Below are 23,863 nucleotides of genomic sequence, written 5' to 3'. Positions count from 1 at the left end.
TTCTGCCTGCCTCTACTCTTGGATTTCTGTCTCGAAACTCGCGAGCGCCTTAACCGGCGCCCGGCACTGCCGCAACCGGGTCAACCATAGATTGCCACCCTGCATGCGATGAACTGCTCAAACCCGATCCGGTGAACTGTCAGGCGGGCCTTTCAGTTCCAGCACGTTGCCTTCGGGATCGGTCACATAGATGCTCGGCCCGAACCCTTGCGCACCATAACGCAACCCTACATCCCGATCGACAAAACCATGATCCGCCAGATGCGAGAGAATGGCGTCTTCATCCCACGGCTCGACCCGGAAGCAAACATGATCCACATTGCGCCCTTCCCGGCCCGGTGGAGCGCCGCCCTGCAAACCAAGTTCGTCAGCGCAATCAATCAAGTCCACCAGAGCCGATCCGACGCGAATCTGCACCAGCCCCAGATCATCGACCCGGCGCTCCACCTGAGCGCCGAATACGCTTTGATAAAATGCGATCATCGCCCCCATGTCCCGCACGCGGAACACGACATGGTCAATGGCCGCAAGGGCGATCATTTCTCCAGTGCGGCGACACCCGGCAGCTCACGGCCTTCCATCCATTCCAGGAAAGCGCCACCAGCGGTGGAAATATAGGTGAAATCGTCCGCCACACCGGCATGATTGAGCGCCGCAACGGTATCCCCGCCACCTGCGACCGAGATCAGCGAACCTTCCTTGGTCAGCGCCGCAGCCGTGCGTGCGAGAGCCACCGTGGCCGCATCGAACGGTTGTGTTTCAAACGCCCCCAGCGGGCCGTTCCACACCAGCGTACGGCAGGTCTTGAGCACATCGCCCAATGCCTCGACCGCTTGTGCACCAACATCGAAGACCATCTCATCCGCCGCAACCTCATGCACATTGCAGGTGCGCAGCGACGGTGGATTGGCGGCAAATTCCTTCGCCACCACGACATCGTAAGGCAGGTGCACGGTGCATCCGGCCTTGTCGGCCGCATCCATGATCTTTTCTGCCGTTGCGGCAAGATCATGTTCGCACAGCGATTTGCCCACATCCACTCCGCGGGCGGCAAGGAACGTGTTGGCCATACCGCCGCCGATAATCAGGTGATCCACCTGCCCGACAAGATGTTCGAGCACGGCCAGCTTCGTCGACACCTTGGCCCCGCCAACCACGGCCGCCACCGGCTTTTCAGGGGCGCCCAGCGCGCGGTCCAGCGCTTCCAGTTCGGCCTGCATCGCGCGACCGGCGTAGGCCGGCAACAGATGGGCAAGACCTTCCGTGGTCGCATGGGCACGGTGCGCGGCAGAGAACGCGTCATTGACGTAGAGATCCGCATTAGCCGCAATGGCCTTCGCGAAATCGGGATCGTTCTTTTCCTCGCCCTTCCAGAACCGGGTATTTTCCAGCAACCCGATATCCCCCGGACGGAGGATACCGATCGCCTGTGCGGCCACTTCTCCGGACACTTCAGGAATGAACATCACTTCACGGCCAAGGACGTTTTCCACTGCGCCCTGCACGAGACTGAGCGACATGGTGGAATTGCGATCACCCTTGGGCCGCCCGAAATGGGCGAGCAGGAGCACTTTCGCGCCCTTGTCCGCCAGTTCGAGGATGGTCGGCATGGATGCCTTGACCCGCGTGACATCGGTCACGTGCCCGTCCTGCATCGGCAGGTTCAGGTCAACGCGAACCAATGCGACCTTTCCGGTCACATCACCCAGATCATCAAGTGTACGGAAAGTGGCCATCACGCGCCTCTCAGAGGAAGGAAATCACCACGCCGGCAGTGTCGATCATACGGTTGGAGAAACCCCATTCGTTATCGTACCACGAGACGACACGGCCCAGCTTGCCTTCGAGAACAGCGGTTTCAAGGCTGTCGACAGTCGAGCTGGCCGGATAGTGATTGAAGTCGCTGCTGACGAGCGGCAGATCGGTGTAATCCAGCACACCCTTCATCGGACCTTCAGCCGCCGCCTTCAGCGCAGCGTTGATTTCTTCGGCGGTGGTGTCACGGCCCGGGACGAAGGTCAGATCGATGAGGCTGACGTTCGGAGTCGGCACGCGAACCGAAGACCCGTCCAGCTTGCCCTTCAGTTCCGGCAGAACCAGACCGACCGCGCGAGCGGCGCCCGTGGTGGTCGGGATCATGTTCGCGGCACCGGCGCGGGCGCGGCGCAGATCGCTGTGAATCTGGTCAAGCATGCGCTGATCGTTGGTATAGCTGTGGATCGTGGTCATGAAACCACGTTCAATTCCAACGGTTTCCTGAAGGACCTTGGCAACCGGCGCGAGGCAGTTGGTCGTGCAGCTTGCGTTCGAGATGATCACGTCATCTGCGGTCAGCGTGTCATGGTTCACACCATAGACGATCGTCTTCGAAACGCCGGTGGCCGGTGCCGAAATGATCACGCGCTTGGCGCCAGCAGCGAGGTGCGGACGGCTGGCTTCATCGGACTGGAAGAAGCCGGTGCATTCCATCACCAGATCGATGCCCATTTCCGCGTGCGGCAGCTTGGCCGGATCGCGTTCGGACGTGACGGCAATATCCTTGCCATCGACCGTGATCTTGCCTTCGCCGGCAACCACCGTGCCGGGATAGCGGCCATGGGTGCTGTCGTACTGGAACAGCAGGGCATTCGACTTGGTGTCAGCCAGATCGTTGATCGCAACCAGTTCGAGATCGTGATCGTTACGTTCAAGAATGGCCCGGGCAACAAGGCGCCCGATACGTCCGAAACCGTTAATCGCAACTTTCGTCGCCATGTTAAAAACTCCTGTTAAATATCGATTTTTTCGAGAATTTTCGGAACAATTGCATCAACCGAGAAACCGAAGCGCGCAAACAGTTCTTCCGCTGGTGCCGATGCGCCAAAACGGTCGATGCCGATGTTGATGCCCTTCAGCGAGGTGAAACGCTCCCACCCCTGGGTCACGCCTGCTTCGATCGAAACTTTCAGCAACTGGCTGGACGGTACATCGGGCAGGATGTCGTCCCGATACGCTTCGTCCTGCTGTTCGAACAGTTCCATGCACGGCATCGATACCACATCTGCACCAATGCCCCGCGCCTCGAGCTGGTCCGCCACATCGACCGCCAAAGGCACTTCCGATCCGGTAGCGATCAAGATCACCCGCCGTTCGGCCTTAGCCGCGCGCAAACGATAGGCGCCGCGCGCCGAACGGTTGCTGGCCGACGTCCAGTTTTCATCGCCTTCCCCGCGAAGCTGCGGGAGATTCTGACGGGTCAGGGCCAGAACCGACGGCGTCCCGGGTGTCTGGAGCGCCAGGGCCCAGCATTCCGCCGTTTCGATCACGTCCGCAGGGCGATAGACATTCAGGTTCGGAATGAGACGCAGGCTCATGACATGTTCAACCGGCTGGTGAGTCGGCCCATCTTCGCCCAGACCGATGGAATCATGCGTCAGGACATAGACCGTTTCCGTCTGCTGCAATGCCGACATGCGGATGGCATTGCGGCAATAGTCGCTGAACACCAGGAACGTGCCGCCATAGGCAATCACGCCGCCATGCAGCGACATACCGTTCATCACGGCCGCCATGGCGAATTCGCGAATGCCGTAATAGATGTAACGACCGCCATAATCCTGCGCGGTGAGCGGCCCGGTGGATGGCGTCTTGGTGTTGTTCGAGCCGGTCAGGTCAGCCGAACCGCCGATCATCTGCGGGATCGCGGCGGTCAGCGGACCAAGCGCCATTTCCGAAGCCTTGCGCGTGGCAACCGTCTTCGGATCTTTCGCCAGACCGGCAATGAACGGCTCCAGTGCCTTGCCTGCGGTATCACCGGCATCGGCGAAGTAGCTGCGGAACGTATCCGCCTTCGCGCCCGCACCATCGAGACGCCCTTGCCACAGCAGGTGCGCTTCGCGGCCATGATCGGCGGTTTCACGCCAATTCAGTTCGACATCCGCCGGAATTTCAAACGGAGCAGACGTCCATCCCATCGCCTCGCGCGCGGCGGCCACTTCGTCGCCGCCAAGCGGCGATCCGTGCGTGGCAGACGTCCCCTGCTTGTTGGGCGCACCTTTGCCGATCAGCGTTTTGCAGGCGATCAGCGAAGGCCGATTGTCAGCCACCGCCGCATCGATCGCGCGGGCGATATCCGCATAGTCATGCCCATCGCAGCTTTCGACATGCCAACCGGTGGCGGCATAACGGGCCTTGATGTCTTCGCTCGTCGAAAGGTCGGTACCGCCGTCGATCGTGATATTGTTGTCGTCCCACAGCACGATCAACCGCCCGAGCTTGAGATGCCCGGCAATGCCGATCGCTTCGTGGTTGATGCCTTCCATGAGGCACCCGTCACCGGCGACAACCCAGGTCCGATGATCGACCAGATCGTCCCCGAATTCCGCATTCAGGTGCCGTTCTGCAACAGCCATACCCACCGCCATGGCGAGGCCCTGGCCCAGAGGGCCGGTCGTGCATTCGACCCCGTCGAGCAGGAAGTTTTCCGGGTGACCGGCGCATGGGCTGCCGAGTTGACGGAAATTACGGATGTCATCCATCGTCGGGCGCGCATAACCGCTGAGATTCAGCAGTGCGTAGATCAGCATCGAGCCGTGGCCTGCGGACAGGACAAAGCGATCGCGATCGGGCCAGTGCGGCGCGGAAGGGTCGAACTTCAGGTATTGCGACCAGAGAACGGCCGCAACGTCGGCCATGCCCATGGGCATGCCCGGATGCCCGCTGTTGGCCGCCTGAACGGCATCCATCGATAGCGCGCGGATGGCATTGGCCATGGGCGCCAGACGGGACGGATCGAGGCTCATCGAAGGGTGCTCCTGCGTATGCGCCTGAAGGGGTTTGAGGTGCTAGCGATTCGGCGCGGGGTCTCCTTTGCCAACACAAGCCCCCCCGTCAAGCGCGGCACCGTCAGATAGATGACAGCTTTTTCCGCAGATTTGTCAGTAATAGCCTACCTGAATCTATGATCGGACAGTGCTTTGCGCTAGGTATATGCCATGCAACCCGAGCAATCACTGCAGGCAATCACCAGAATCGAAGCGGCCCTCGAACGACTTGAGGCTGCCAGCAAACGTGCGCCCGATACACAGGATGCCGATCTGGTCCGCCGCCACGAAGCCCTGCGCCAGAATGTCCGCCTTACACTTTCCGAACTGGATGTGTTGATCGGCGCTCTGGAGAAATAAGGGTGAAATGATGAGCAACGTCACTCTCAAGATCGGTGGACGCCAATATGCGGTCGCCTGTGCCGACGGCGAGGAAGAACATATCAGCGAACTTGGCCAGCTGATTGACGACAAGATCGCCTCCATGGGGCCTGCAGGCGCGCAGAACGAGTCGCGCGCACTGCTGTTCGCCGCGCTTCTTATGGCCGACGAACTGCACGAAGCGCGCAACAACAGGGCGAAAGCGGCCGCAACCGCCCCGCCTTCCAGCGGCCCGTCTCTCGCCGAATTGGCCCCGGCGCTGGAACAGATTGCTCAACGGATAGAAAATCTCGCCACGCGGGTGGAGAACACTTGAGAGCGCCGCTCGCGCACCCTAGATAAGTGCCCGACGGGGACTGCCCGGTACGAGCCGTTAGAGAATATCCCTGAGGCTATAAGCAATCCAAGGGGGCTGTCCCTGCCCGGACCCTGGTCCGACGTACATGGCTCCCACCTGACGTTGAGGCGTCAGAGGATTTCCCGGCAACCGACCCATGGTGGTTCCCGTCACCTTCCAGCGCGCCGCACCGTCAGGCCATGGTCTCCTGACTTGCGGCGGCGTAACATGCATCACCGCGAGGGTCCTGGCCCCTTCGTCGCGCGCAGGGGCTCTATACAGTGGCGGAAATCTCAAAGGACGCTCTCAGACAAATCTTCCGCAACCGGCGGCGCGCGCACGTGGCGGCCCTGCCCAGCGGGACACGGGCGCTCCTGTTTCACCGCCCGCCGCGACCCATTGTGGACCTTATCCCCGAAGGCGCGCAAATCGGCCTGTACCGCGCCACACCCAACGAAGCGCCTGCTGCGGCCTACGCCCGCTTCTTCCAGGAGGCGGGACACAGAATCGCCCTGCCCCGGTTTTCCGCGCGCAATGAACCCATGGGATTCGCTGAATTTGCCGATCCTTTTGATGAGAGCGACCTTGTTCAGGGCCCTTACGGCATGGCGCAACCGCCCGAATCGGCCCTTGCGATTACACCTGATGTCCTTTTCGTTCCGCTGCTCGGATTCACGGCTGACGGGCACAGGCTCGGTCAGGGTGGTGGGCACTACGATCGCTGGCTTGAAGCGCACCCCGGCACGATCGCGATCGGCCTTGCCTGGGATTGCCAATTGAACGATGAATTACCGCTGGAGCCACATGACCGCCATATGACGGCGATTATCACGCCAACACGGCTCTACGGCCCATATTAGGAATACCATGCGCGACAAACCAACCCTCCGTATTCCCTTCGGCATTCTTGGCCTGCTGATCTGCCTGACCGTCTATATCCTGCTGGTCGCCAAGGCAGTGGATCAGATCGCCGCCTGGCCAGTGCTGGTGCAGACCGTGATCTATATCGTTCTGGGGACGATCTGGCTGCTGCCGCTGAAGCGTTTTCTGGTGTGGATGGAAACCGGCAGCTGGCGGATTCCACCGGGCAAATAACACCCGTTTTTTCCGGTCGTGATACATAGCAAAAAGCCCCGGCAAACTGCCGGGGCTTTTTCTTTTTCCCTTAAGGGAGATCCAAGTGGCGCGAGTGACGGGGCTCGAACCCGCGACCTCCGGCGTGACAGGCCGGCACTCTAACCAACTGAGCTACACCCGCGTTTTTCTTGGGCTGCACCGCTTGGGTGACGGCCAACTAGGCGAGCATCGATGACCTGTCAACAGCCCTTCACACGCCTTTTTCACGAAGTTGAAAAAAGTCTTCGAGCGCGATGATCGCCCCACTCCCGTTAACCATTTTTTTGCGCCTTGCTGCGAGGATTCGAACCATAGGGGTAACGGGGTTCAATTAACCATGCGTATGACTATTCTCGCCTTTCTCGCTGTGCTTGGCGCACAGACTGCGCAGGCCAGCGAAACAGCCGCACTTATCAAAAGCTCTATTTTCGTGGAACGCGGCGCCTACAACGGCCGTCCGGGAACGCGCACAGTGGAACGCGCATCGACGCTGGGTTCGGGCGACAGGGTCGTCACGATTCTCGACTGGCGGACCCAAGGGGAAACGCGCGCAGTCACAGTCTCGCTCAGCATCCCGACGCATCTTGCGTTTCAACGCAGCAGCCTGGGGAACGAGGAAATTTCCATCGATCAGGGGCGCAGCTGGGGCAAGCTCGGGACTTTGCGCCTGCGGGATAATGATGGCCTCAGACTTGCAGCACCGGAAGACGTCACCAACATCCGCTGGCGCGTGAACGGCACCAATGGGCGAATCACATACAGTGCGGTCGTGCGCTAAACCGCGACAGGCGCCGCGATCGGCGCCTGCGGTTCATAACCGCTGACGGAAAAATCCTCGAGTCGGTAATCGAATATCGAATCAGGCTTTCTCAACAGCGTGAGCACGGGCTGCCCCCGCGGCGTGCGGCTGAGTTGCTCCGTCACCAGATGGGCGTGATTAAGATAAAGGTGGGTGTCTCCGCCGATCCAGACCAGTTCCCCCGCTTCCAGCCCGACCTGTTGCGCCAGCATATGAGTCAGCATTGCCCCGCCCCAAAGGTTAAAAGGCAATCCCAGCGCAACATCGCAACTGCGCTGGTACAGCGCGCAGCTCAGACGGCCATTTGCGACGTGGAACTGATAGGTCTTGTGACAGGGCGGCAGCGCCATCGAATCGACTTCCGACACATTCCAGCCTTCAATGATGTGTCGCCGGCTCCCCGGATTGCCGATGAGGCTTTCGACAACCTGCGCAATCTGGTTGATGCCCGGCCCCTGTCGATAAAAGCCGTCCCCGACTGGTTCATAAGTGGGCCAATCGACCCACTGCTTGCCATAGACTGGTCCAAGATCGCCCCACTGGGCCGCAAATGATTCATCTTGCGCGATACGTGCAACGAAATCGTCCAGTGCGATCGCATCCCCCGTTTCGCGCACGTAACGCGCATGGGGCCATTCGTTCCAGATCTTCACCCCTTGCAACACCAAGGGGCGGATGTTCGTTTCGCCGGTCAGAAACCACAGCATCTCGCGCGCGGCAGTTTTCCAATAAACGCGCTTGGTGGTGATCAACGGCACTTTTCCACCGCTCAGATCGAACCGCAATTGCGGACCAAAGATCGACCGTGTGCCGATGCCAGTCCGGTCGACACGTTCGTCGCCCTCCTCCCAAATCCGCCGCATAAGGTCGAGATACTGCCATTCCCAATGGCTTGCGGACAAAGAATCGGAGCGGGAAACAACACTGGCCATGCATGGTTTCTAGCCGCTGCCCCGGTCGCTTGCCAGTCGCCGGAGCAATTGCCGTCAAATCATTCAATTGACCGCTTGCCACTCTGAAGATCGCTCACTATAGGCCCGCTCCTGCCTCGCAGACGCTTCGGCGTTTCGCGGTCTGGTCGGGGAGTAGCTCAGCCTGGTAGAGCACTGTCTTCGGGAGGCAGGGGCCGGAGGTTCGAATCCTCTCTCCCCGACCAATTAATCCGCTGTAATCGGCAACACGTTCCTCACAACGATCGCTTTCGATCCCGGTGAAACGCCGGTGAAGGACATCTCGAGCCAGCTTTTCGCGCTGCTTGAGATCTGAGGTTCTGCAAATTCTCCATTTTTGGCTCCGATCACAACCGGAACACACGGGGGCGCAAGCCTGCAACGATAAGCGGGAGAAAAAGGGACTGCGATCCCAGTAGGAGGCTGAACAGCCATCTCGGGCAACAAACCGCAAACATTTTTTACACAATACGGAACGTTGAGGTCTTTAAATACTCCCACCCCACTCGACAATCGCATCGCGACCCAATACGGGGCCCGACAATTCTTTCCTATCAACAATTCTCAAAGGTCCGTTGCAACATGCGCAGCATCAAACTTCTTCTCATCGCAGCATCTTTTGCAGCCGCTGCCCCCGCTATGGCGCAGGATGGCAGTGCACCTGCCGCCGCTTCCAACGTGAAAAAGGGCGCTATGGTCTACTCGGCTGACGGTCGCCGCATCGGGCGGGTGGATCGCATCCGTGATGACGCCGTGAACATCATCTATGATGGCCGTATGATCCGGATTCCCGTTTCGACTCTCACCGATTCCGACAAGGGCGTCACCACCTCCTTGACGGGCAAGGAAGTCTCCCGACTCAAGTAAGGACGGCATGCGGGCGGCCACCTGTTGGTGGATACAATCCGCTCGCACCTCATCATGATCGCGGCCCCCGGATCGCCCAGATGGCATCCGGGGGCCGCTTCATATCCGGCTCAGCCACCTCTGAGCAATTGCACACCCCAATCCCGCTCAAACAGATAGAGCAACAGCCGCGCCGCTTCCCCCCGCGCCGAACCCAGCCCACCATCGCGTTCAATCAGCAGCCGGGCATCGTCATGCGCCATGGGTAACAGTTTCTGAATTTGTTCCAGCGACGCGATCCGGAACGGGGTATCCCCTGATTGACGGGTTCCGAGCAGTTCCCCGCCCCCTCTGAGCCGAAGATCCTCCTCCGCCAGACGAAACCCGTCCTGCGTTTCGCGCATCAGGGCGAGACGTTCCTTGCCGGTTTCGGACAAGTGTTCCCCCCGCAGGAGCAGGCAGACCGATTTCTCACTCCCCCGCCCCACCCGACCGCGTAACTGATGCAACTGCGCCAGCCCGAAGCGTTCGGCCTGTTCGATCACCATCAGCGTCGCATTGGGCACATCGACGCCAACCTCGATCACTGTCGTTGCCACCAGCAGTTTGGCATCGCCCGATGCAAACCGCTCCATCGCGGCATCCTTGGCGTCGGGTTTCAATTGCCCATGCACAAGCACCACCGCATCGCCGAACCGTTCGCGCAGGGCGGCATAGCGCGCTTCCGCTGCGGCAAGATCATCATTCTCGCTCTCGCGCACCATGGGGCAGACCCAGTACGCCTGCTGCCCGGTCGCAATGTGCCGTGCAATCGCGGCCGCAACGTCGCCCAGCCGCTCCTGCGCGACAACCCGCGTATCGATGGGCTGGCGCCCCGGCGGCATTTCATCCAGCCGCGAAACTTCCATTTCCCCATATTGCGCAAGCGTAAGTGTGCGTGGAATCGGGGTCGCGGTCATCGCCAGACAATGCGGCGTCACCTTGCCTTTCTGCGCCAGCATCAGCCGCTGCCCCACACCGAAGCGATGCTGTTCATCGATCACAACCAGTGCAAGGTTGCGATAGCTGACGGTGTCCTGAAAAATTGCGTGCGTCCCGACAAGGATGTCGATGCTACCATCGACCAGCCCCATCAACAGGGATTCACGCGCCTTACCCTTGTCGCGTCCGGTAAGCAGGGCAACATTCACGCCTGTGGGTGCGGCCAACTTGCGCAGGGTTTCAAAATGCTGGCGCGCGAGAATTTCGGTTGGCGCCAGCATGGCCGCCTGCGCCCCCGCTTCCACAGCGATCAGCATGGCCTCCAGCGCGACGACCGTCTTGCCCGCGCCCACATCCCCCTGCAGCAAGCGCAACATCGGCGAAGCCTGCACCAGATCGCCTTCGATTTCTCCTATCGATCGCTGCTGCGCGCCAGTCAGCGGGAATGGCAGCGCAAGCTTTTCCCGCAGCCGCCCATCCCCTTTCAACGCCTGCCCCCGGCGCGCGCGGTTGGCATTTTTCACCAGCATCAGCGCAAGGGAATTGGCCAACAATTCATCATAAGCCAGCCGATCCCGCGCGGCGGGGTGCATATCGCGGTGGGCGAGTTCCAGCGCATCGCGCCAGGTGGGCCAGTGCATCCGCGCGACAAGCCCCGGTTCGATCCATTCCGCCAGTTCAGGCACATGGCCAAGCGCCTGCGCCACCAGACCCGCGACCCGCGGCTGCGTCAGGCCTTCAGCCAGCGGATAGACCGCTTCGTTCAGCTTGCCCATCAGGGCGCTGCTCTCCACCTCGACATGATCGGGATGCACGATCTGGAGCATCTGGCCATACTGATCGAGCTTGCCTGCAACCCAGCGGGTTTCACCCAGCGGCAGCTGCTTTCTGGCGGTATAGGATGCACGCCCGAAATAAGTCAGCGTACACAGATTGCCGGCCGCATCCTGCGCCACGATTCGGAACGGGCCGCGCCCGGCAGAAGCGCGATGATCTGTCGGCGTGAGCGCGACGACAATCTGTTCACCCACACTCGCCTCATCCAGATTGGCGACGGCCCGGCGCTGCACAAAACGATCCGGCAAGTGATAGGCGATATCCTTCACCCGCGTCAGCCCGAGCTTCTCGAGCGGCTTGCGCAATTTCGGGCCGACTCCATCCAGGCTCTCGGAATCGACGAACAGGGGGTTAAGGCTATCTGGCCGCATGGCCCTTCTTAAACAGCTTGGCCATCAGATCGCCAGTGCAGAAGCGCGCTATTGCACGCTCTCCCCCAACGGCGGACTTGCTTGCAAGCGCGGGCTGCCGTACCGGCAGCGCATGTCCGACACCCTCGCCTCCGGGGCCACCCGTCTCGCCCGCTGCAAGTTCCGCGCATGGCATCGCGGCACCCGTGAAGCCGATTACATGATCGGCGGTTTTTTCGACCGCTATCATGAAGCTTGGGGCGAAGCCGAACTGGCATGGTTCGAAGCCTTGCTGGAAGAAGACGATGTCGATGTCATGGCCTGGGCGCTCAAAACCCAACCGGTGCCTGAAGAACTCGCCGGTGTGCAGATGGAACTGATGCAGCGGCTCGACTATGTCGAAATAGGCCGCTGAACGGGGAGCCTATGCCCCCTGACGCGTTATCCTGATGCCCGATCTTGCCGCCATTCTGAAAGCGAAGCAGCCCCTCACCCTCGCGTCGATAGCACGCGGGGCCCAACCGCTGGTGATGGCCGACCTCGCGCGCGCGGCAAGTGGTCCCGGCTCTGCCGGACGGGCCGTATTTATTGCACCGGATGATGCGGCCATGCGCGCGATTAGCGAAGCGGCCGCCTATTTCGCTCCTGAACTCGAAGTGCTGGAATTCCCCGCGTGGGATTGTCTGCCATACGATCGGGCCAGCCCGGCGCTTTCCGTCAGCGCGAAACGGCTGTCGACCCTGCACCGTTTGCAAGCTGGGCAGCATAACACGCAATTGCTCGTCACCACCGTCAATGCGGTTCTCCAGCGCGTCCTGACACCCTTCCGCATTCGCGAATCGGTCCGCGCTCTGAAACCCGGCATAGAGATCGGCCGGGAAAGCTTGATCGCCTTGCTCCAGCGGCAGGGATATTCGCGTACCGATACCGTGGTGGATGCTGGCGAATATGCTGTGCGGGGATCAATTTTCGATATCTTCCCGTCCGGACTGGACGCGGGCTTGCGGCTGGATTTTTTCGGTGATGAGCTGGAATCCCTGCGCCTGTTCGATCCCGGTACACAGCGCACCACCGGCGTGCTCGATGGGCATCTCCTGCTGCCCGCCAGTGAAGCGCTGATTGACGATGATTCGATCAAACGTTTTCGTGGCCGTTACCGCGAACTGTTCGGCGCTGCGGCGACGGGCGACCCCCTGTATCAGGCTGTCAGCGACGGTCGGCGGTTGGCCGGGATGGAGCACTGGCTACCGCTTTTCGAAGATCGCCTGACCACGCTGTTTGACCACCTCTCTCCTGAAGACGTGGTGGTCATGGATCAATCCGCACTGGGCGCTGTGGAAGAACGCCTGTCGGACATCGCCGACTATCACACAACGCGCAGCAATACGGCGGGTCAGGCCGCGGGCAGCTATCGCCCACTCGATACCGATGCCCTGTATCTGACACATCCGGAATTCGACGCACGCATGGCGGGCTGGCCTGTGCATCGAGCCGATATCTTCGCGCAGCCTGAAAGTGCGACAGTGATCGATTTCGGATTCGCATCGTCCCGCGATTTCGCACCCGAACGGGCGCGGGGCGATAACGTCTATGAAAGCGCGGCGAAGCATTTTCGCGGACAGGTTGCGCAAAAGAAAAAGGTGCTGCTCGCAGCCTATTCCACCGGCAGCCGGGCCCGACTTTCCTCGATCATCGGGGAAGCCGGGGCGGAGATGCTGCTCGCGGACAACTGGCAGGAAGCGCTGGGCCTATCGGCCAAGGGCAAGCCGGTGGCCGTGGTGCTGCCGCTCGAATCCGGTTTCGCCAACGATGCGCTGGAACTTGTCACCGAACAGGACATTCTGGGTGACCGGCTGGTTCGCCGCAAAAAGAAACGCAAGGATAGCGATGCCTTCCTTGCAGAGCTTTCCGCGCTGCATTCCGGCGATCTCGTGGTCCATATGGAACACGGTATCGGACGCTATATCGGGCTGGAATCGATCCCCGTGGGCAAGAGCCCACACGATTGCGTGCGGCTAGAATATGCCGGGGGTGATAAACTTTACATCCCGGTCGAGAATATCGACGTCTTGTCCCGCTATGGCAGCGGCAACGACGGGGTCCCGCTCGACAGGCTAGGCGGTGAAGCGTGGCAGCGACGCCGTTCCCGGCTGAAGGAACGCATCCGGGAAATCGCGCACGAACTGATGCGCACCGCCGCCGCGCGGGCATTGAAACAGGCCCCCGCGCTGGTGCCTGACGATACCGCCTTCAATCAGTTCGTCGACCGTTTCCCCTGGGCGGAAACCGACGATCAGGAACGCGCGATCGGCGATGTTCTGAATGACCTGTCCGAAGGCAAACCGATGGACAGGCTGGTCTGCGGCGATGTCGGCTTCGGCAAGACGGAAGTCGCCCTACGCGCGGCCTTCGTGGCTGCTATGAGCGGTGAGCAAGTGGCCGTGATTGCCCCCACGACGCTGCTGGCCCGCCAGCATTTCACCAATTTCACCGAACGCTTCGCCGGTTTCCCGCTTAACGTCGGTCGTCTGTCTCGCCTCGTACCGGCCAAGGAAGCGGCCGAAACGCGGGCAGGCCTGGCTGAGGGCACGGTCGATGTGGTGATAGGCACGCATGCGCTGCTGTCGAAGTCGGTGCAGTTCAAGCGTCTCGGTCTCGTGATCGTCGACGAGGAACAGCGTTTCGGAGTGACGCACAAGGAAAAGCTCAAATCCTTGCGGACGGACGTGCACGTCCTGACGCTCACTGCCACACCCATTCCGCGTACGCTGCAAATGGCGATGTCAGGCCTGCGTGAACTGTCCACTATCCAGACCCCACCGGTCGACCGGCTGGCCGTACGCACATATGTGATGGAATGGGATGACATGGTGATGCGCGAAGCGCTGCTGCGCGAACATCATCGCGGGGGGCAAAGCTTCCTTATCGTGCCACGCATCGCCGACATTCCTGAAATCGAGGAATGGTTGCACAACACGGTACCCGAAGTGAAATCCATCACCGCGCACGGGCAGATGAGCCCAAGCGAAGTCGAAGAAAAGATGAGCGCGTTCTATGAACGCAAATACGATGTTCTGCTGTCGACCACGATCGTGGAAAGCGGCCTCGATATCCCATCGGCCAACACCATCATTATCCACCGCGCGGACCGCTTCGGCCTTGCACAATTGTATCAGCTTCGCGGGCGGGTCGGGCGCTCCAAACTGCGCGCTTACGCCTATCTCACGCATCCGCGCGATCAGGCGCTGAGCGAAGTTGCGCAAAAGCGCCTCAAGGTTCTCGGCGATCTCGATTCGCTTGGCGCCGGTTTCCAGCTTGCCAGCCACGACCTCGATATTCGCGGTGCCGGCAATCTGCTGGGCGACGAACAATCGGGCCATATTCGCGAGGTCGGCTTCGAATTGTACCAGTCGATGCTGGAAGATGCGATTCTTGCCGTCAAAGCCGGCGATATCGGGCTCGAACGCGAAACCGCCAGTTTATCTCCGCAGATCACAGTCGATGCGCCGATCCAGATTCCCGAAGACTATGTCCCCGATCTCGCCGTACGCATGGCGCTCTATCGCCGCCTCAACGATGCCAAGGACAAGGCCGAAATCGAGGCACTGGCAGCCGAAATGATCGACCGTTTCGGTCCCCTGCCCGATTCCACCGCCAATCTCGTCAAACTCATCGAAATCAAGCATCAGGCGATCGAAGCCAACATTGCCAAGATTGACGTTGGCGCGCGCGGCACGCTGGTCAGTTTCCATAATGATGAATTCGCCGATCCGGCCGGACTGATTGCCTATGTCGAACGGTTGAAAGACACGGCACGGCTGCGTCCGGATATGAAGCTTGCGATCAATCGTCCATGGAACGATCCCAAGAGCCGCCTCAACGGCCTGTTCCAACTGACCAAGGGATTGTCGGGCATTGTGCGCAAGGCGCGCAAGGGCGCCTGAACGCACTCAGCCGGCGGGCCGGTCAGCCCATTGCAAAGGCGCGAAACATTTCGGCGCTCATCGGCTGCGCGCGCAGGAAGCCCTGATAATAATCACAGCCTTCCCGGGTGATCAGCGCACGCTGATCTTCATTCTCGATCCCTTCGGCAATCACCTTCAGATCAAGCGCCTTCGCCATGGCGAGAATCCCCCGCAGCACGGCAAGATCGCGTGGATCATCCAGCACGTCATCCACCATTACGCGATCGAGCTTGAGGTAATAGATCGGCAGCAGCTTGAGATAGCGGAAATTGCAAAATCCTGCGCCGAAATCATCCAGTGCAACCCTGATGCCGATGTCGCGCAATTTGCGGAGCGAAACCGCCGAACGATCGACATCACTGACCAGCGCCTGTTCCGTAATCTCGAGCGTAAGTCTGTCCGGCGAAAAACCGGCCTCTACCACGGCGGCTGCGATATTGTTCGCGAATGACGGCGTCGCCAGATCAACCGGTGTCACATTAAGGGACAAGCGCAACGGCTCCGGCCAATCTGCCGCGCCAGCCAGAGCACGGCGGGCAATATGGTAGGAAAGCTGCGCGACGTGATCAGCCCTTTCCGCGATGGCAAACAGGGCATCGGCGCCGATGCGGCCCAATTCCGGGTGATGCCACCGCGCCAGAGCCTCAGCCCCGATCAATCGGTCATCTTCTGTCGCGAACTGCGGCTGGTAAACGATGGCAATTTCATCACGATCAAGCGCGCCCAGCAGATCTGCCTCAAGCTGTTGTGCACTGCGCCCCGGTGGCGCCAGATCGCCGTCTGCCCATAGTACCCGATCCGCAGAGTTGCGCTGCGCACGCGCCAGGGTTTCCGTCAGCCGATCGACCACCATTCTGTTGCTTTCCGATGGTAGCGAACGAATAAGCGCGACGCGCGGCCACAAACGCACCGTACCGCCACCCAGCAGGCCCGGAATCGGCCTGGCGACACTTTCCATCAACGCTTCGGCCAACCATTGCCAACGTTCGCGGGTGCAGCGTTCATTCGCCGCGACAAGAAAGTTCCCCCCGCCCAGCCGGGCAACGATGGAATCGCCTTCCAGTTCGCTCTGCGCGAAGTGCATCAGGCGGGCACCCACTTCGATCAGCGCAGCATCGCCCGCTTGTTCTCCATAAGCCAGATTGACTGTTTCGAAGCGTCGCAACCCCAACATCAATGCGTGGACCGGCACCACCGTATCCGATAGATTCGCAGCCTGCGCCCATTCGGAAAAGCGGGCGAGCACGGAATCCAACCCCACCAGATTGGTAAGGTCATCACGATCGTCCAACAGAAAGGTGTCTGGTTTGCTCGACATAGCTCTGCATACCATAGGCAGGTTAGGATTTCGTTCGCAATCCGAGACGCACGTTGCCAAAATTCACAGTAAACCATAGGGATTGTAGCGGTTGCGGCCCGTCGGGTTAGCGTGGGAGGCATCGGAAGTGACATTCAGGCACGATTTCAAACGTCTTGCGCTTGTCGCTTCTGAAGGCGAACGGGCCCAAAAGGCTGTGCGCGATCTTGCCGATGCCGAAGACTGGGTACCGCTCGACGAAGCCGATGCGGTGGTTGTCCTCGGCGGCGACGGGTTCATGCTGCACACACTGCACGACATGCTCGACAGTGGACGGTTGATTCCCGCGTTCGGGATGAATCGCGGCACGGTCGGTTTCCTCATGAACCGGTTCGGCACCGAATCGGGCCTGCGCGATCGGATCAACACCTGCCGTTCGTTCAGCGTGTCGCCTCTTCTGATGGAAGCCACCACGCAGGATGGCCGCAAGCACATCTTCCGCGCCATCAACGAAGTCTCGCTGCTGCGCGAAACACGCCAGACCGCGAAGATCGAGGTTACCGTCAACGGCAAGGTGCGAATCGAAGAGTTGTTCTGCGACGGCATACTTGTGGCCACGCCTGCCGGATCGACGGCTTACAACCTCTCTGCCAATGGCCCGATTCTTCCGCTCGATTCCAACATGCTGGCACTCACACCAATCAGCCCCTTCCGCCCCCGCCGTTGGCGCGGTGCAATTCTGCCCGATTTTTCCCAGATTACACTGCGCGTGCTCGAGCCCACGAAACGACCGGTTGCCGTGGTCGCTGATCAGAAGGAACTGCGTGATATAGCCGATGTGCAATTGCGCATTGACCCCGAAACCGTGCTTACGTTGCTGTTCGACCCCGGCCACAGTCTCGACGAACGCATCGTCACGGAACAATTTATCGCCTGATCGCAAATAATCTTCTCGTTCCCGTCAAAGTTGCTTCACATGGGGTTGCCAAAGCGAATGCCGCTGCATATAGGCGCGGCCTGCCCGGCGAAAACCGGGCTGCTCCCCGATAGCTCAGCGGTAGAGCATTCGACTGTTAATCGAATGGCCGTAGGTTCGAATCCTACTCGGGGAGCCAACATCCTTTCCCAAGGATGGCTCCGGAAGCACATCCACCTTCAGAAGAATAAACAGGGTTGGCGACCGTCCGCCTGCCTCCGGGTGGTAACCGCTGGTCCTGCTCATCGGCTTCTGTCTTCAGCCCATCCGGAGCGGATCAACGCCCCCCTGCATCGGGGCCAGCCTTCCATCAGGATTCGCGAAGCACACCCAGTGCTTTGCCCACGGCAGCGTACAGTGCGATATCTTTTCCGTAGGCCACCGGACTGATCCGGTCGACCAACGCACCGCGTGTTGCGATAATATGTTCGGCAGCCTGTTCCGGCGTGCCAATGGCGGCGACTTCATGCAGCAGTACATCGTCAACAAGGGCGCCCATTTCATTCCATTTGCCCTGACGCGACAGGTCCAGCAGCGGCTGATGGATATCCACCCGATCCATGCATTCGAGTACCGGAAGATAAGCGGGCGTTGATGCATAGAAGCCAATCTGGCGCCGCGCAGTTTCCGTCGCCTGCGCGATATCATCGGGGGTAAAGCCCGTGCCGAGAATTATCTGGCAGGAAATTTCCATATCCCCGCGCGCGAGGCCACGCGAGGCCAGCCCACGTTTCAGAGCCGGCAGGCTATGTTCCCGCAGATGACGCACGGTGTGGAAGGGATGTACGATATAACCATCAGCAACTTCCCCTGCGACTGCCACCATTTTTGGGCCGACCCCGGCCAGGAACACCTTGGGCACACCATGGGGATTAGGGCCTGGACTAAAAGTCGGCGTCATCAGCGTATGATGATAAAACGCCCCTTCGAATGCCAGCTTTCCACCGGTTTGCCAGCATTCCCAGATGGCCCGAAGCGCCAGAACAAATTCACGCATGCGCGCGGCAGGTTTGGACCACGGCATGGAATAACGCCGTTGGATGTGGGCCTTCACCTGCGTGCCGATCCCCAGAATGAAACGACCTCGCGACATCAATTGCAGGTCATATGCGGTGTGCGCCAGCGTAAGCGGGCTGCGCCCGAATGCTACGGCAATGCCGGTCATCAGATCGAGCGATTGCGTGCTCCCCGCAGCAATCGCCAAGGGCAAGAACGGGTCGTGCTGCCCTTCAAATGTATACACACCCGAAAAACCGGCTTCTTCAGCCTGAAGCGCAAACCCTTTGGCCTCAAGCGGATTCTGCGTAAGCATGGCGACATCGAATTTCATAACCGCCCCTCCCCGACATGTGTTCAAGCCCCGGCGCTCTTGTTATGTCTGTCGCCGCAATATGTCCCAGGAAGGCGATGGCAGAACGATCTCAGGCAAGCCCTTCGACCTGCAATGCCGCCACTACTGCGGGGCGGGCTGCGATTCTGCTACGAAAAGCCTCCAACGCAACAAATTCTGACAGATCGATCCCGACCATGCCCGCCCAATTGCTAATGACGAAGGCATAGATATCCGCCACGCTATAGGCACCATTGGCCAGCCACTCTTCACGCCCGACCACAGCATCGATTTCCGCAAAATGCCGGATCAGCTTTTGCTGGACGAACTGCTTGAAATCATCTGTCGCCACCGGGTTGAAAAGAACCGAGAAGCTCTTGTGCAGTTCGGTGGCCAGGTGGTTTAGCCATTCCAATACGCGATAGCGCTCCAGCGTTCCAGCGGCAGGAATCAACACATTGCCAGCTTTGTCCGCGACATATTGCAGCAGAACCGCCACTTCCGTCAGGACGCCACCTTCATCCAGAGCGAGCGCGGGAAGCGCACCGCGCGGATTGACCGTGCGGTAATCGCCACCGTCATCCATCGCCTTGGTAAACACATCGACCTTGGCCAGTTCACATACCTGCCCGGTTTCCTTGAGGGCGATATGCACAGCGAGAGAGCATGAACCGGGTGCGTAGTATAATTTCATTGCCTGAAGCCTTTGCGTGTCTTTCCGGGCAGGACGACGGGCAGGTGCCCTCTATCCCGAACAGCGAGTATGAAGCGCGTTCATAACACGATCAATATGGAAACCATTGTTACCCGATCATGCCGTTCGATCATGGGAAAGGACATGACGCCGCGTGGCACCGGATCGCGGCCTGCCTGCGGTTAATCCGATTCAGGCAGTAGGAATTCCTATCCGACCCGCCTATGGATGCCATCCCTTCGGAGTGCGTCCATGGATGTCCAGCTTACCGTCATCTGCCTGCTCACATTCGGGATCAATCTTATCGGGGCGCTGGCCTATGCCGCGCGCATAGCGGGCGTTCGCACACGGCGCATTGCGGTATCCTTTGCCCTGTTCAATGTGCTGGTGCTGCTCTCCCGGCTGTCGAACAGTTTCCTCGGGCCTTTTCTCGCCAAGCGGATCGAAAACGCGCTGGCCGAAGGCACTGGTGATCATCTGCTGGGAGATTTCCGGCTGATCCTGCTCTCGGCAACGTTGGCCACTATTATCGGCACGCTGATGATCCCCACTGTGCAGCGGTGGTTCTGCAGTGCAATCAATGATTTCCAGGAGCATCGTTCGATCCCGAAACTGGTGCTGCATGCCTTCGCGAAAGGCGGGATCGGCTATCTCCGGCGGACCAGCACCGCGCCGAAAATCGCCCACGTCGCCGGATTGCGGCAACCGCGTGGCGTATCGCGCACCGTCATCGCGCTGAATGTCGTGGCGCAGGCGCTTCTGACAGTGGGCGTGGTGGCCTCGTTGTACGCCGGATATCTGTTTCCGGAATATCGCGTCACCGCCTCACAGCTCTCCGCGGTGGTGAACGGGTTCGCCACCATTCTCCTGTTCGTGTTGATCGACCCGCAGCTTTCCGTGATGACCGATGATGTCGTGGCCGGAAAAGTCAGCGAGCCCATGTTCCGGCGCACCATCGTGTGGTTGTCGCTCAGTCGCGTGGCAGGCACGTTACTGGCACAGGCGCTGTTCCTGCCTGCAGCCTACTTGGTGGTCTTCGCCGCAGGAATAGTCTGACACCGAAAAAACTAGCCCTCTTCGACGAAAATCGGGGAAGCTTCGATAGAGTCAGCAAGAGTAAACGAATCGAGAATGGCGGCCGTTTCGTCGCGCACTTTCAGCATCAGCGTACGCAAGCGGCACTCGTCTTCAGGCAGGCAATGATCGCAATGCTCGTGCGCGAATCTGCTCGCGCACGGGACCAGTGCCAATGAACCGCGCGTAATGCGGATGATATCGCCATAGCGGATGTCCACCGGCGCCAAGCCAAGCCGATAACCGCCGACGCGCCCCCTCTGCGAAATCACAATCCCGTCACGCGTGAGTTCCGAAAGAATCACGGTCAGGAATTTGGGCGGGATATTTTGCGTCGCGGCGATTTCCGACATCTGCGCCAATCCGTGAGGATAGATATCCGCCAGATGCTGCAGGGCCCGAATGGTGTACCGGCTTTTCTGTGAAAGCATGAGCGCAATCTAGCGAGATAGCAGCCCATTTCAAGCAATTCGATTGGGATTGAGTCGCAAAGATGCGGCAGGCCTTTCAGTGCGCGCGCCGCAACGGCGCCACAGACCGCCCCCTTCCTCAAATATTAAACTCAACTTCATTGATCGACAATTTACAACGACTCGTCGACACGTTAATACCCCATCTATCAACTAGGATTATATCAGCCTATATACCGCACATGGAAATGCAGGAGCGCCACATGATCAAGACCGAACGCCGCGAATGGGAAAAGCCCCTGGCGTTGATCATCCCGGGACTGAACAACAGCGGCCCGCGCCACTGGCAAACCATGTGGGAAAAGGAGGACGCGCATTGCGTCCGGGTGGAACTGGGCATGTGGGACGCCCCGCATCGCAATACCTGGGTGAACAAGCTGAACGCAGCCATTCACGCATCGAGCCGGCCGGTCATACTTGTGGCCCATAGCCTCGGCTGTCACGCGGTGGCGTGGTGGAATGCACTCGAACGACCGGGGGCAGACAGCAAGGTCGTGGGAGCTCTGCTCGTCGCGCCACCGCAGGTCGAAGGACCGGCGATCGATGATCGCATCAGCAGCTTTTCGCCGGTTGTGCGCCAACGCCTGCCCTTTACCTCGATTCTGGCCGCCAGTCAGAACGATCCGTATATCGCGTATGGTCATGCCAAACGGCTCGCGCGGATCTGGGGCAGCCGCCTTGTCGATGTCGGGCATCTGGGCCACATCAACGCGGATTCCGATATCGGGAACTGGCCTTACGGACGGTATCTGCTGGAACGCCTGACCGCTGCTGTTGCCCCCCGCCCCCCGTTGATCGCGGGCGGCAATGTCGACCTTCTGACACCACACGAAACCCGACTGGAAATCGGCCGATGAAAGCAAATTCGATACTCGATGCAATTGGCAATACCCCGCATATCCGCCTGTCACGATTGTTTCCCGATCATGACGTTTGGGTGAAGGCGGAACGATCGAATCCCGGCGGATCGATCAAGGATCGTATTGCGCTGGCTATGATCGAAGCGGCCGAGGCGAGTGGCGAGTTGGCGCCCGGCGGCACGATCATCGAGCCGACGTCGGGTAACACCGGCGTCGGCCTTGCCATGGTCGCTGCGGTGAAAGGCTATCGCCTGATACTGGTCATACCTGAATCGATGTCGATCGAACGCCGTCGCCTGATGCTTGCCTATGGCGCTGAATTCGATCTGACCCCGCGTGAAGGCGGGATGAAGGCCGCGATTGAACGCGCATTGGAGCTATTGGCAAAAACACCGAATGCCTGGATGCCCCAACAGTTCGAAAATCCCGCCAATATCGCAACTCACGCAAAGACGACTGCGGAAGAAATCCGTCGGGATTTCGCCGATCGGCCGATCGATGTGCTGATCAGCGGTGTCGGCACAGGCGGGCACCTGACCGGTGTGGCGGAGGCCCTAAAAAAAGTCTGGCCCGACCTGAAAGCCTTTGCGGTTGAGCCTACCCTTTCCCCGGTCATCAGTGGCGGCAAACCTGGCCCCCACCCCATCCAGGGCATTGGAGCAGGATTCGTGCCGGCCAATCTGCACACGCAGATACTGGATGGCGTCATCCAGGTTGACCCTGCTGATGCGAAGGACTGGGCACGGCGATCAGCCACGACCGAAGGCTTGCTGGTGGGCATTTCCTCAGGGGCGACCCTTGCCGCGATCCGGCAGCATTTGCCCAATCTTCCGGCTGATGCGCGCATTCTCGGCTTCAATTATGACACCGGGGAACGCTATCTCTCTGTGCCGGACTTTCTTCCCGAAGAGGGATAGAAAGGCTTTACCCGGCAGCAGAATTGCCAAATTCCAATTTTGTAAGTGGGGATTAAATAGCCTGTACCGGTCAAGCGCCGGTTAAGGTAGAAAGGCTTACCAGCAGGACAGCGATGAATCCGAAACGCGCTCTTATCATCAGGCACGTGCCGCACGAGGGAATCGCTGGCTATCGCGAACCCATCGAAGCTGCCGGATACGAAGTCGACCGGATTGATGTTTCTGACCAACGTTTTGGCTCGCTTGATCTGTGCGAGCCTGACCTGCTCATCATGATGGGCGGCCCGATGGGCGTCTATGAACAGGATCGTTATCCATGGATTGCGTGCCAGCTCCGTCGGCTCGCGCTCAGGCTGGCATCGGACCGGCCAACGCTCGGCGTGTGCTTCGGTGCGCAGATGATGGCAACGGCACTCGGGGCAGAGGTCTATGCTGGGCCAGTCAAGGAAGTGGGTTTCCATCCGATCGAGGTACATCGGCATGTCAGCAACAATCCGCTGCATCACCTGACGGACACACCCATCCTGCACTGGCACGGCGATACCTTCACCCTGCCTGACAATGTCGAGCTTCTGGCATCCAGTCATGTCTACGATCATCAGGCATTCCGCCGGGGCAACAACATTCTGGCACTGCAATTCCATGCCGAAATGGGCCTCGATCCGCGTTTTGACGCCTGGGTGGAACAATGGCCTGAATCGGTTGTCGAAGCCGGTGGCGATGAAGCCTCGCTGCGTCATGCGCACGATCATTACGGGCCGGGCGCCGTCGACGCCGGGCGCGCGGTAATCCGCGATTGGCTGGAAGGGGTCTCGCATACGCGGATGCCCCTTTCGCTTTCGCAGACGCCGCGAAAAAGCGCTGCGCTCTGAAGCATAAGG

Annotated in this window: 23 protein-coding genes and 3 tRNA genes; 15 read left to right on the top strand and 11 right to left on the bottom strand. The window is 59.9% G+C overall.

Annotation, left to right across the window (positions count from 1 at the left end):
* Positions 1-117: 117 nt before the first annotated feature.
* Genes EGO55_RS16720 through tkt form a run of 4 tightly spaced genes read right to left on the bottom strand, consistent with a single transcriptional unit; the run spans position 118 to position 4,781 of the window.
* On the bottom strand, positions 118-540 hold the full coding sequence (locus tag EGO55_RS16720) for a VOC family protein (RefSeq protein WP_021688228.1): 423 nt from the start codon (positions 538-540) through the stop codon (positions 118-120).
* The gene (locus EGO55_RS16715; protein ID WP_021688229.1) at positions 537-1,736 is read right to left on the bottom strand and encodes a phosphoglycerate kinase; all 1,200 of its coding nucleotides are present in this window, start codon (positions 1,734-1,736) and stop codon (positions 537-539) included. The genes EGO55_RS16720 and EGO55_RS16715 overlap by 4 nt, the downstream gene beginning before the upstream one ends.
* A gap of 10 nt (positions 1,737-1,746) precedes the next feature.
* The gene (gene gap / locus EGO55_RS16710) at positions 1,747-2,754 is read right to left on the bottom strand and encodes a type I glyceraldehyde-3-phosphate dehydrogenase (RefSeq protein ID WP_021688230.1); all 1,008 of its coding nucleotides are present in this window, start codon (positions 2,752-2,754) and stop codon (positions 1,747-1,749) included.
* Positions 2,755-2,768: 14 nt separating this feature from the next.
* On the bottom strand, positions 2,769-4,781 hold the full coding sequence (tkt, locus tag EGO55_RS16705) for a transketolase (RefSeq protein WP_021688231.1): 2,013 nt from the start codon (positions 4,779-4,781) through the stop codon (positions 2,769-2,771).
* 192 nt (positions 4,782-4,973) lie between these two features.
* Here tkt and EGO55_RS16700 point away from each other — a divergent pair, with 192 nt between their 5' ends.
* The 4 genes from EGO55_RS16700 to EGO55_RS16685 all read left to right on the top strand — a co-directional run bounded on the left by EGO55_RS16700 (position 4,974) and on the right by EGO55_RS16685 (position 6,615).
* Positions 4,974-5,162, top strand: coding sequence for a hypothetical protein (locus EGO55_RS16700; RefSeq protein ID WP_021688232.1), 189 nt, complete (start codon positions 4,974-4,976; stop codon positions 5,160-5,162).
* A 10-nt stretch (positions 5,163-5,172) separates the two neighbouring features.
* Positions 5,173-5,499 (top strand): cell division protein ZapA, encoded by a 327-nt coding sequence (locus tag EGO55_RS16695; protein ID WP_040714710.1) that lies wholly within the window; start codon positions 5,173-5,175, stop codon positions 5,497-5,499.
* Between the two features lie 302 nt (positions 5,500-5,801).
* Positions 5,802-6,380, top strand: a complete 579-nt coding sequence (locus tag EGO55_RS16690; RefSeq protein ID WP_021688234.1) for a 5-formyltetrahydrofolate cyclo-ligase — start codon at positions 5,802-5,804, stop codon at positions 6,378-6,380.
* Positions 6,381-6,387: 7 nt separating this feature from the next.
* Complete coding sequence (locus tag EGO55_RS16685; RefSeq protein ID WP_021688235.1) at positions 6,388-6,615, top strand: DUF2842 domain-containing protein; 228 nt, start codon at positions 6,388-6,390, stop codon at positions 6,613-6,615.
* An 86-nt stretch (positions 6,616-6,701) separates the two neighbouring features.
* On the opposite strand, the gene EGO55_RS16680 is transcribed toward EGO55_RS16685, so the two are convergent.
* Positions 6,702-6,778, bottom strand: a tRNA-Asp gene (locus EGO55_RS16680).
* A 195-nt stretch (positions 6,779-6,973) separates the two neighbouring features.
* Here EGO55_RS16680 and EGO55_RS16675 point away from each other — a divergent pair.
* A complete protein-coding gene (locus EGO55_RS16675) occupies positions 6,974-7,414 on the top strand; it encodes a hypothetical protein (RefSeq protein WP_021688236.1) in 441 nt (146 codons plus the stop codon).
* Here the strand turns inward: EGO55_RS16675 and thyA are convergent.
* The gene (gene thyA / locus EGO55_RS16670; RefSeq protein WP_021688237.1) at positions 7,411-8,367 is read right to left on the bottom strand and encodes a thymidylate synthase; all 957 of its coding nucleotides are present in this window, start codon (positions 8,365-8,367) and stop codon (positions 7,411-7,413) included. The genes EGO55_RS16675 and thyA overlap by 4 nt on opposite strands.
* A gap of 147 nt (positions 8,368-8,514) precedes the next feature.
* On the opposite strand from thyA, the gene EGO55_RS16665 reads away from it, so the two are divergent.
* Together EGO55_RS16665 and EGO55_RS16660 are read left to right on the top strand one after the other, a co-directional pair.
* Positions 8,515-8,591, top strand: a tRNA-Pro gene (locus EGO55_RS16665).
* A 376-nt stretch (positions 8,592-8,967) separates the two neighbouring features.
* Positions 8,968-9,252, top strand: coding sequence for a hypothetical protein (locus EGO55_RS16660; RefSeq protein WP_021688238.1), 285 nt, complete (start codon positions 8,968-8,970; stop codon positions 9,250-9,252).
* A gap of 110 nt (positions 9,253-9,362) precedes the next feature.
* Here EGO55_RS16660 and recG read toward each other — a convergent pair whose 3' ends face one another.
* Positions 9,363-11,420 carry an ATP-dependent DNA helicase RecG gene (gene recG, locus EGO55_RS16655; RefSeq protein WP_021688239.1) on the bottom strand — a complete coding sequence of 686 codons (2,058 nt, stop codon included), beginning with the start codon at positions 11,418-11,420 and terminating at the stop codon, positions 9,363-9,365.
* A gap of 112 nt (positions 11,421-11,532) precedes the next feature.
* Here recG and EGO55_RS16650 point away from each other — a divergent pair, with 112 nt between their 5' ends.
* On the top strand, positions 11,533-11,814 hold the full coding sequence (locus EGO55_RS16650) for a succinate dehydrogenase assembly factor 2 (RefSeq protein WP_021688240.1): 282 nt from the start codon (positions 11,533-11,535) through the stop codon (positions 11,812-11,814).
* A gap of 34 nt (positions 11,815-11,848) precedes the next feature.
* Positions 11,849-15,343 carry a transcription-repair coupling factor gene (gene mfd, locus EGO55_RS16645; RefSeq protein WP_021688241.1) on the top strand — a complete coding sequence of 1,165 codons (3,495 nt, stop codon included), beginning with the start codon at positions 11,849-11,851 and terminating at the stop codon, positions 15,341-15,343.
* A gap of 22 nt (positions 15,344-15,365) precedes the next feature.
* On the opposite strand, the gene EGO55_RS16640 is transcribed toward mfd, so the two are convergent.
* Positions 15,366-16,682, bottom strand: coding sequence for a bifunctional diguanylate cyclase/phosphodiesterase (locus EGO55_RS16640; RefSeq protein WP_021688242.1), 1,317 nt, complete (start codon positions 16,680-16,682; stop codon positions 15,366-15,368).
* Between the two features lie 127 nt (positions 16,683-16,809).
* Here EGO55_RS16640 and EGO55_RS16635 point away from each other — a divergent pair, with 127 nt between their 5' ends.
* Complete coding sequence (locus tag EGO55_RS16635) at positions 16,810-17,598, top strand: NAD kinase (protein WP_021688243.1); 789 nt, start codon at positions 16,810-16,812, stop codon at positions 17,596-17,598.
* A gap of 103 nt (positions 17,599-17,701) precedes the next feature.
* Positions 17,702-17,776: transfer RNA gene (locus EGO55_RS16630), tRNA-Asn, on the top strand.
* Between the two features lie 171 nt (positions 17,777-17,947).
* Here the strand turns inward: EGO55_RS16630 and EGO55_RS16625 are convergent.
* Positions 17,948-18,967 carry a TIGR03617 family F420-dependent LLM class oxidoreductase gene (locus tag EGO55_RS16625; RefSeq protein WP_021688244.1) on the bottom strand — a complete coding sequence of 340 codons (1,020 nt, stop codon included), beginning with the start codon at positions 18,965-18,967 and terminating at the stop codon, positions 17,948-17,950.
* A 91-nt stretch (positions 18,968-19,058) separates the two neighbouring features.
* Positions 19,059-19,661, bottom strand: a complete 603-nt coding sequence (gene gstA, locus EGO55_RS16620) for a glutathione transferase GstA (RefSeq protein WP_021688245.1) — start codon at positions 19,659-19,661, stop codon at positions 19,059-19,061.
* Between the two features lie 252 nt (positions 19,662-19,913).
* Between gstA and EGO55_RS16615 the strand changes: the two genes are divergently transcribed.
* On the top strand, positions 19,914-20,717 hold the full coding sequence (locus tag EGO55_RS16615) for a lipid II flippase Amj family protein (RefSeq protein WP_021688246.1): 804 nt from the start codon (positions 19,914-19,916) through the stop codon (positions 20,715-20,717).
* Between the two features lie 11 nt (positions 20,718-20,728).
* On the opposite strand, the gene EGO55_RS16610 is transcribed toward EGO55_RS16615, so the two are convergent.
* Positions 20,729-21,166 (bottom strand): RrF2 family transcriptional regulator, encoded by a 438-nt coding sequence (locus tag EGO55_RS16610; RefSeq protein WP_021688247.1) that lies wholly within the window; start codon positions 21,164-21,166, stop codon positions 20,729-20,731.
* A 242-nt stretch (positions 21,167-21,408) separates the two neighbouring features.
* Here EGO55_RS16610 and EGO55_RS16605 point away from each other — a divergent pair, with 242 nt between their 5' ends.
* From EGO55_RS16605 to EGO55_RS16595, 3 genes are all read left to right on the top strand, one after another.
* Entirely contained in the window at positions 21,409-22,062 is a 654-nt protein-coding gene (locus EGO55_RS16605; protein WP_021688248.1) for an RBBP9/YdeN family alpha/beta hydrolase, read from the top strand.
* Entirely contained in the window at positions 22,059-22,982 is a 924-nt protein-coding gene (gene cysK, locus EGO55_RS16600) for a cysteine synthase A (protein WP_021688249.1), read from the top strand. Before EGO55_RS16605 ends, cysK begins: the two co-directional genes overlap by 4 nt.
* A gap of 113 nt (positions 22,983-23,095) precedes the next feature.
* Complete coding sequence (locus tag EGO55_RS16595; protein WP_021688250.1) at positions 23,096-23,854, top strand: glutamine amidotransferase; 759 nt, start codon at positions 23,096-23,098, stop codon at positions 23,852-23,854.
* Positions 23,855-23,863 lie beyond the last annotated feature (9 nt).

The sequence above is a fragment of the Caenibius tardaugens NBRC 16725 genome (genome assembly GCF_003860345.1).
Classification (GTDB): domain Bacteria; phylum Pseudomonadota; class Alphaproteobacteria; order Sphingomonadales; family Sphingomonadaceae; genus Caenibius; species Caenibius tardaugens.
This window is presented reverse-complemented; position numbering and strand designations above follow the sequence as displayed.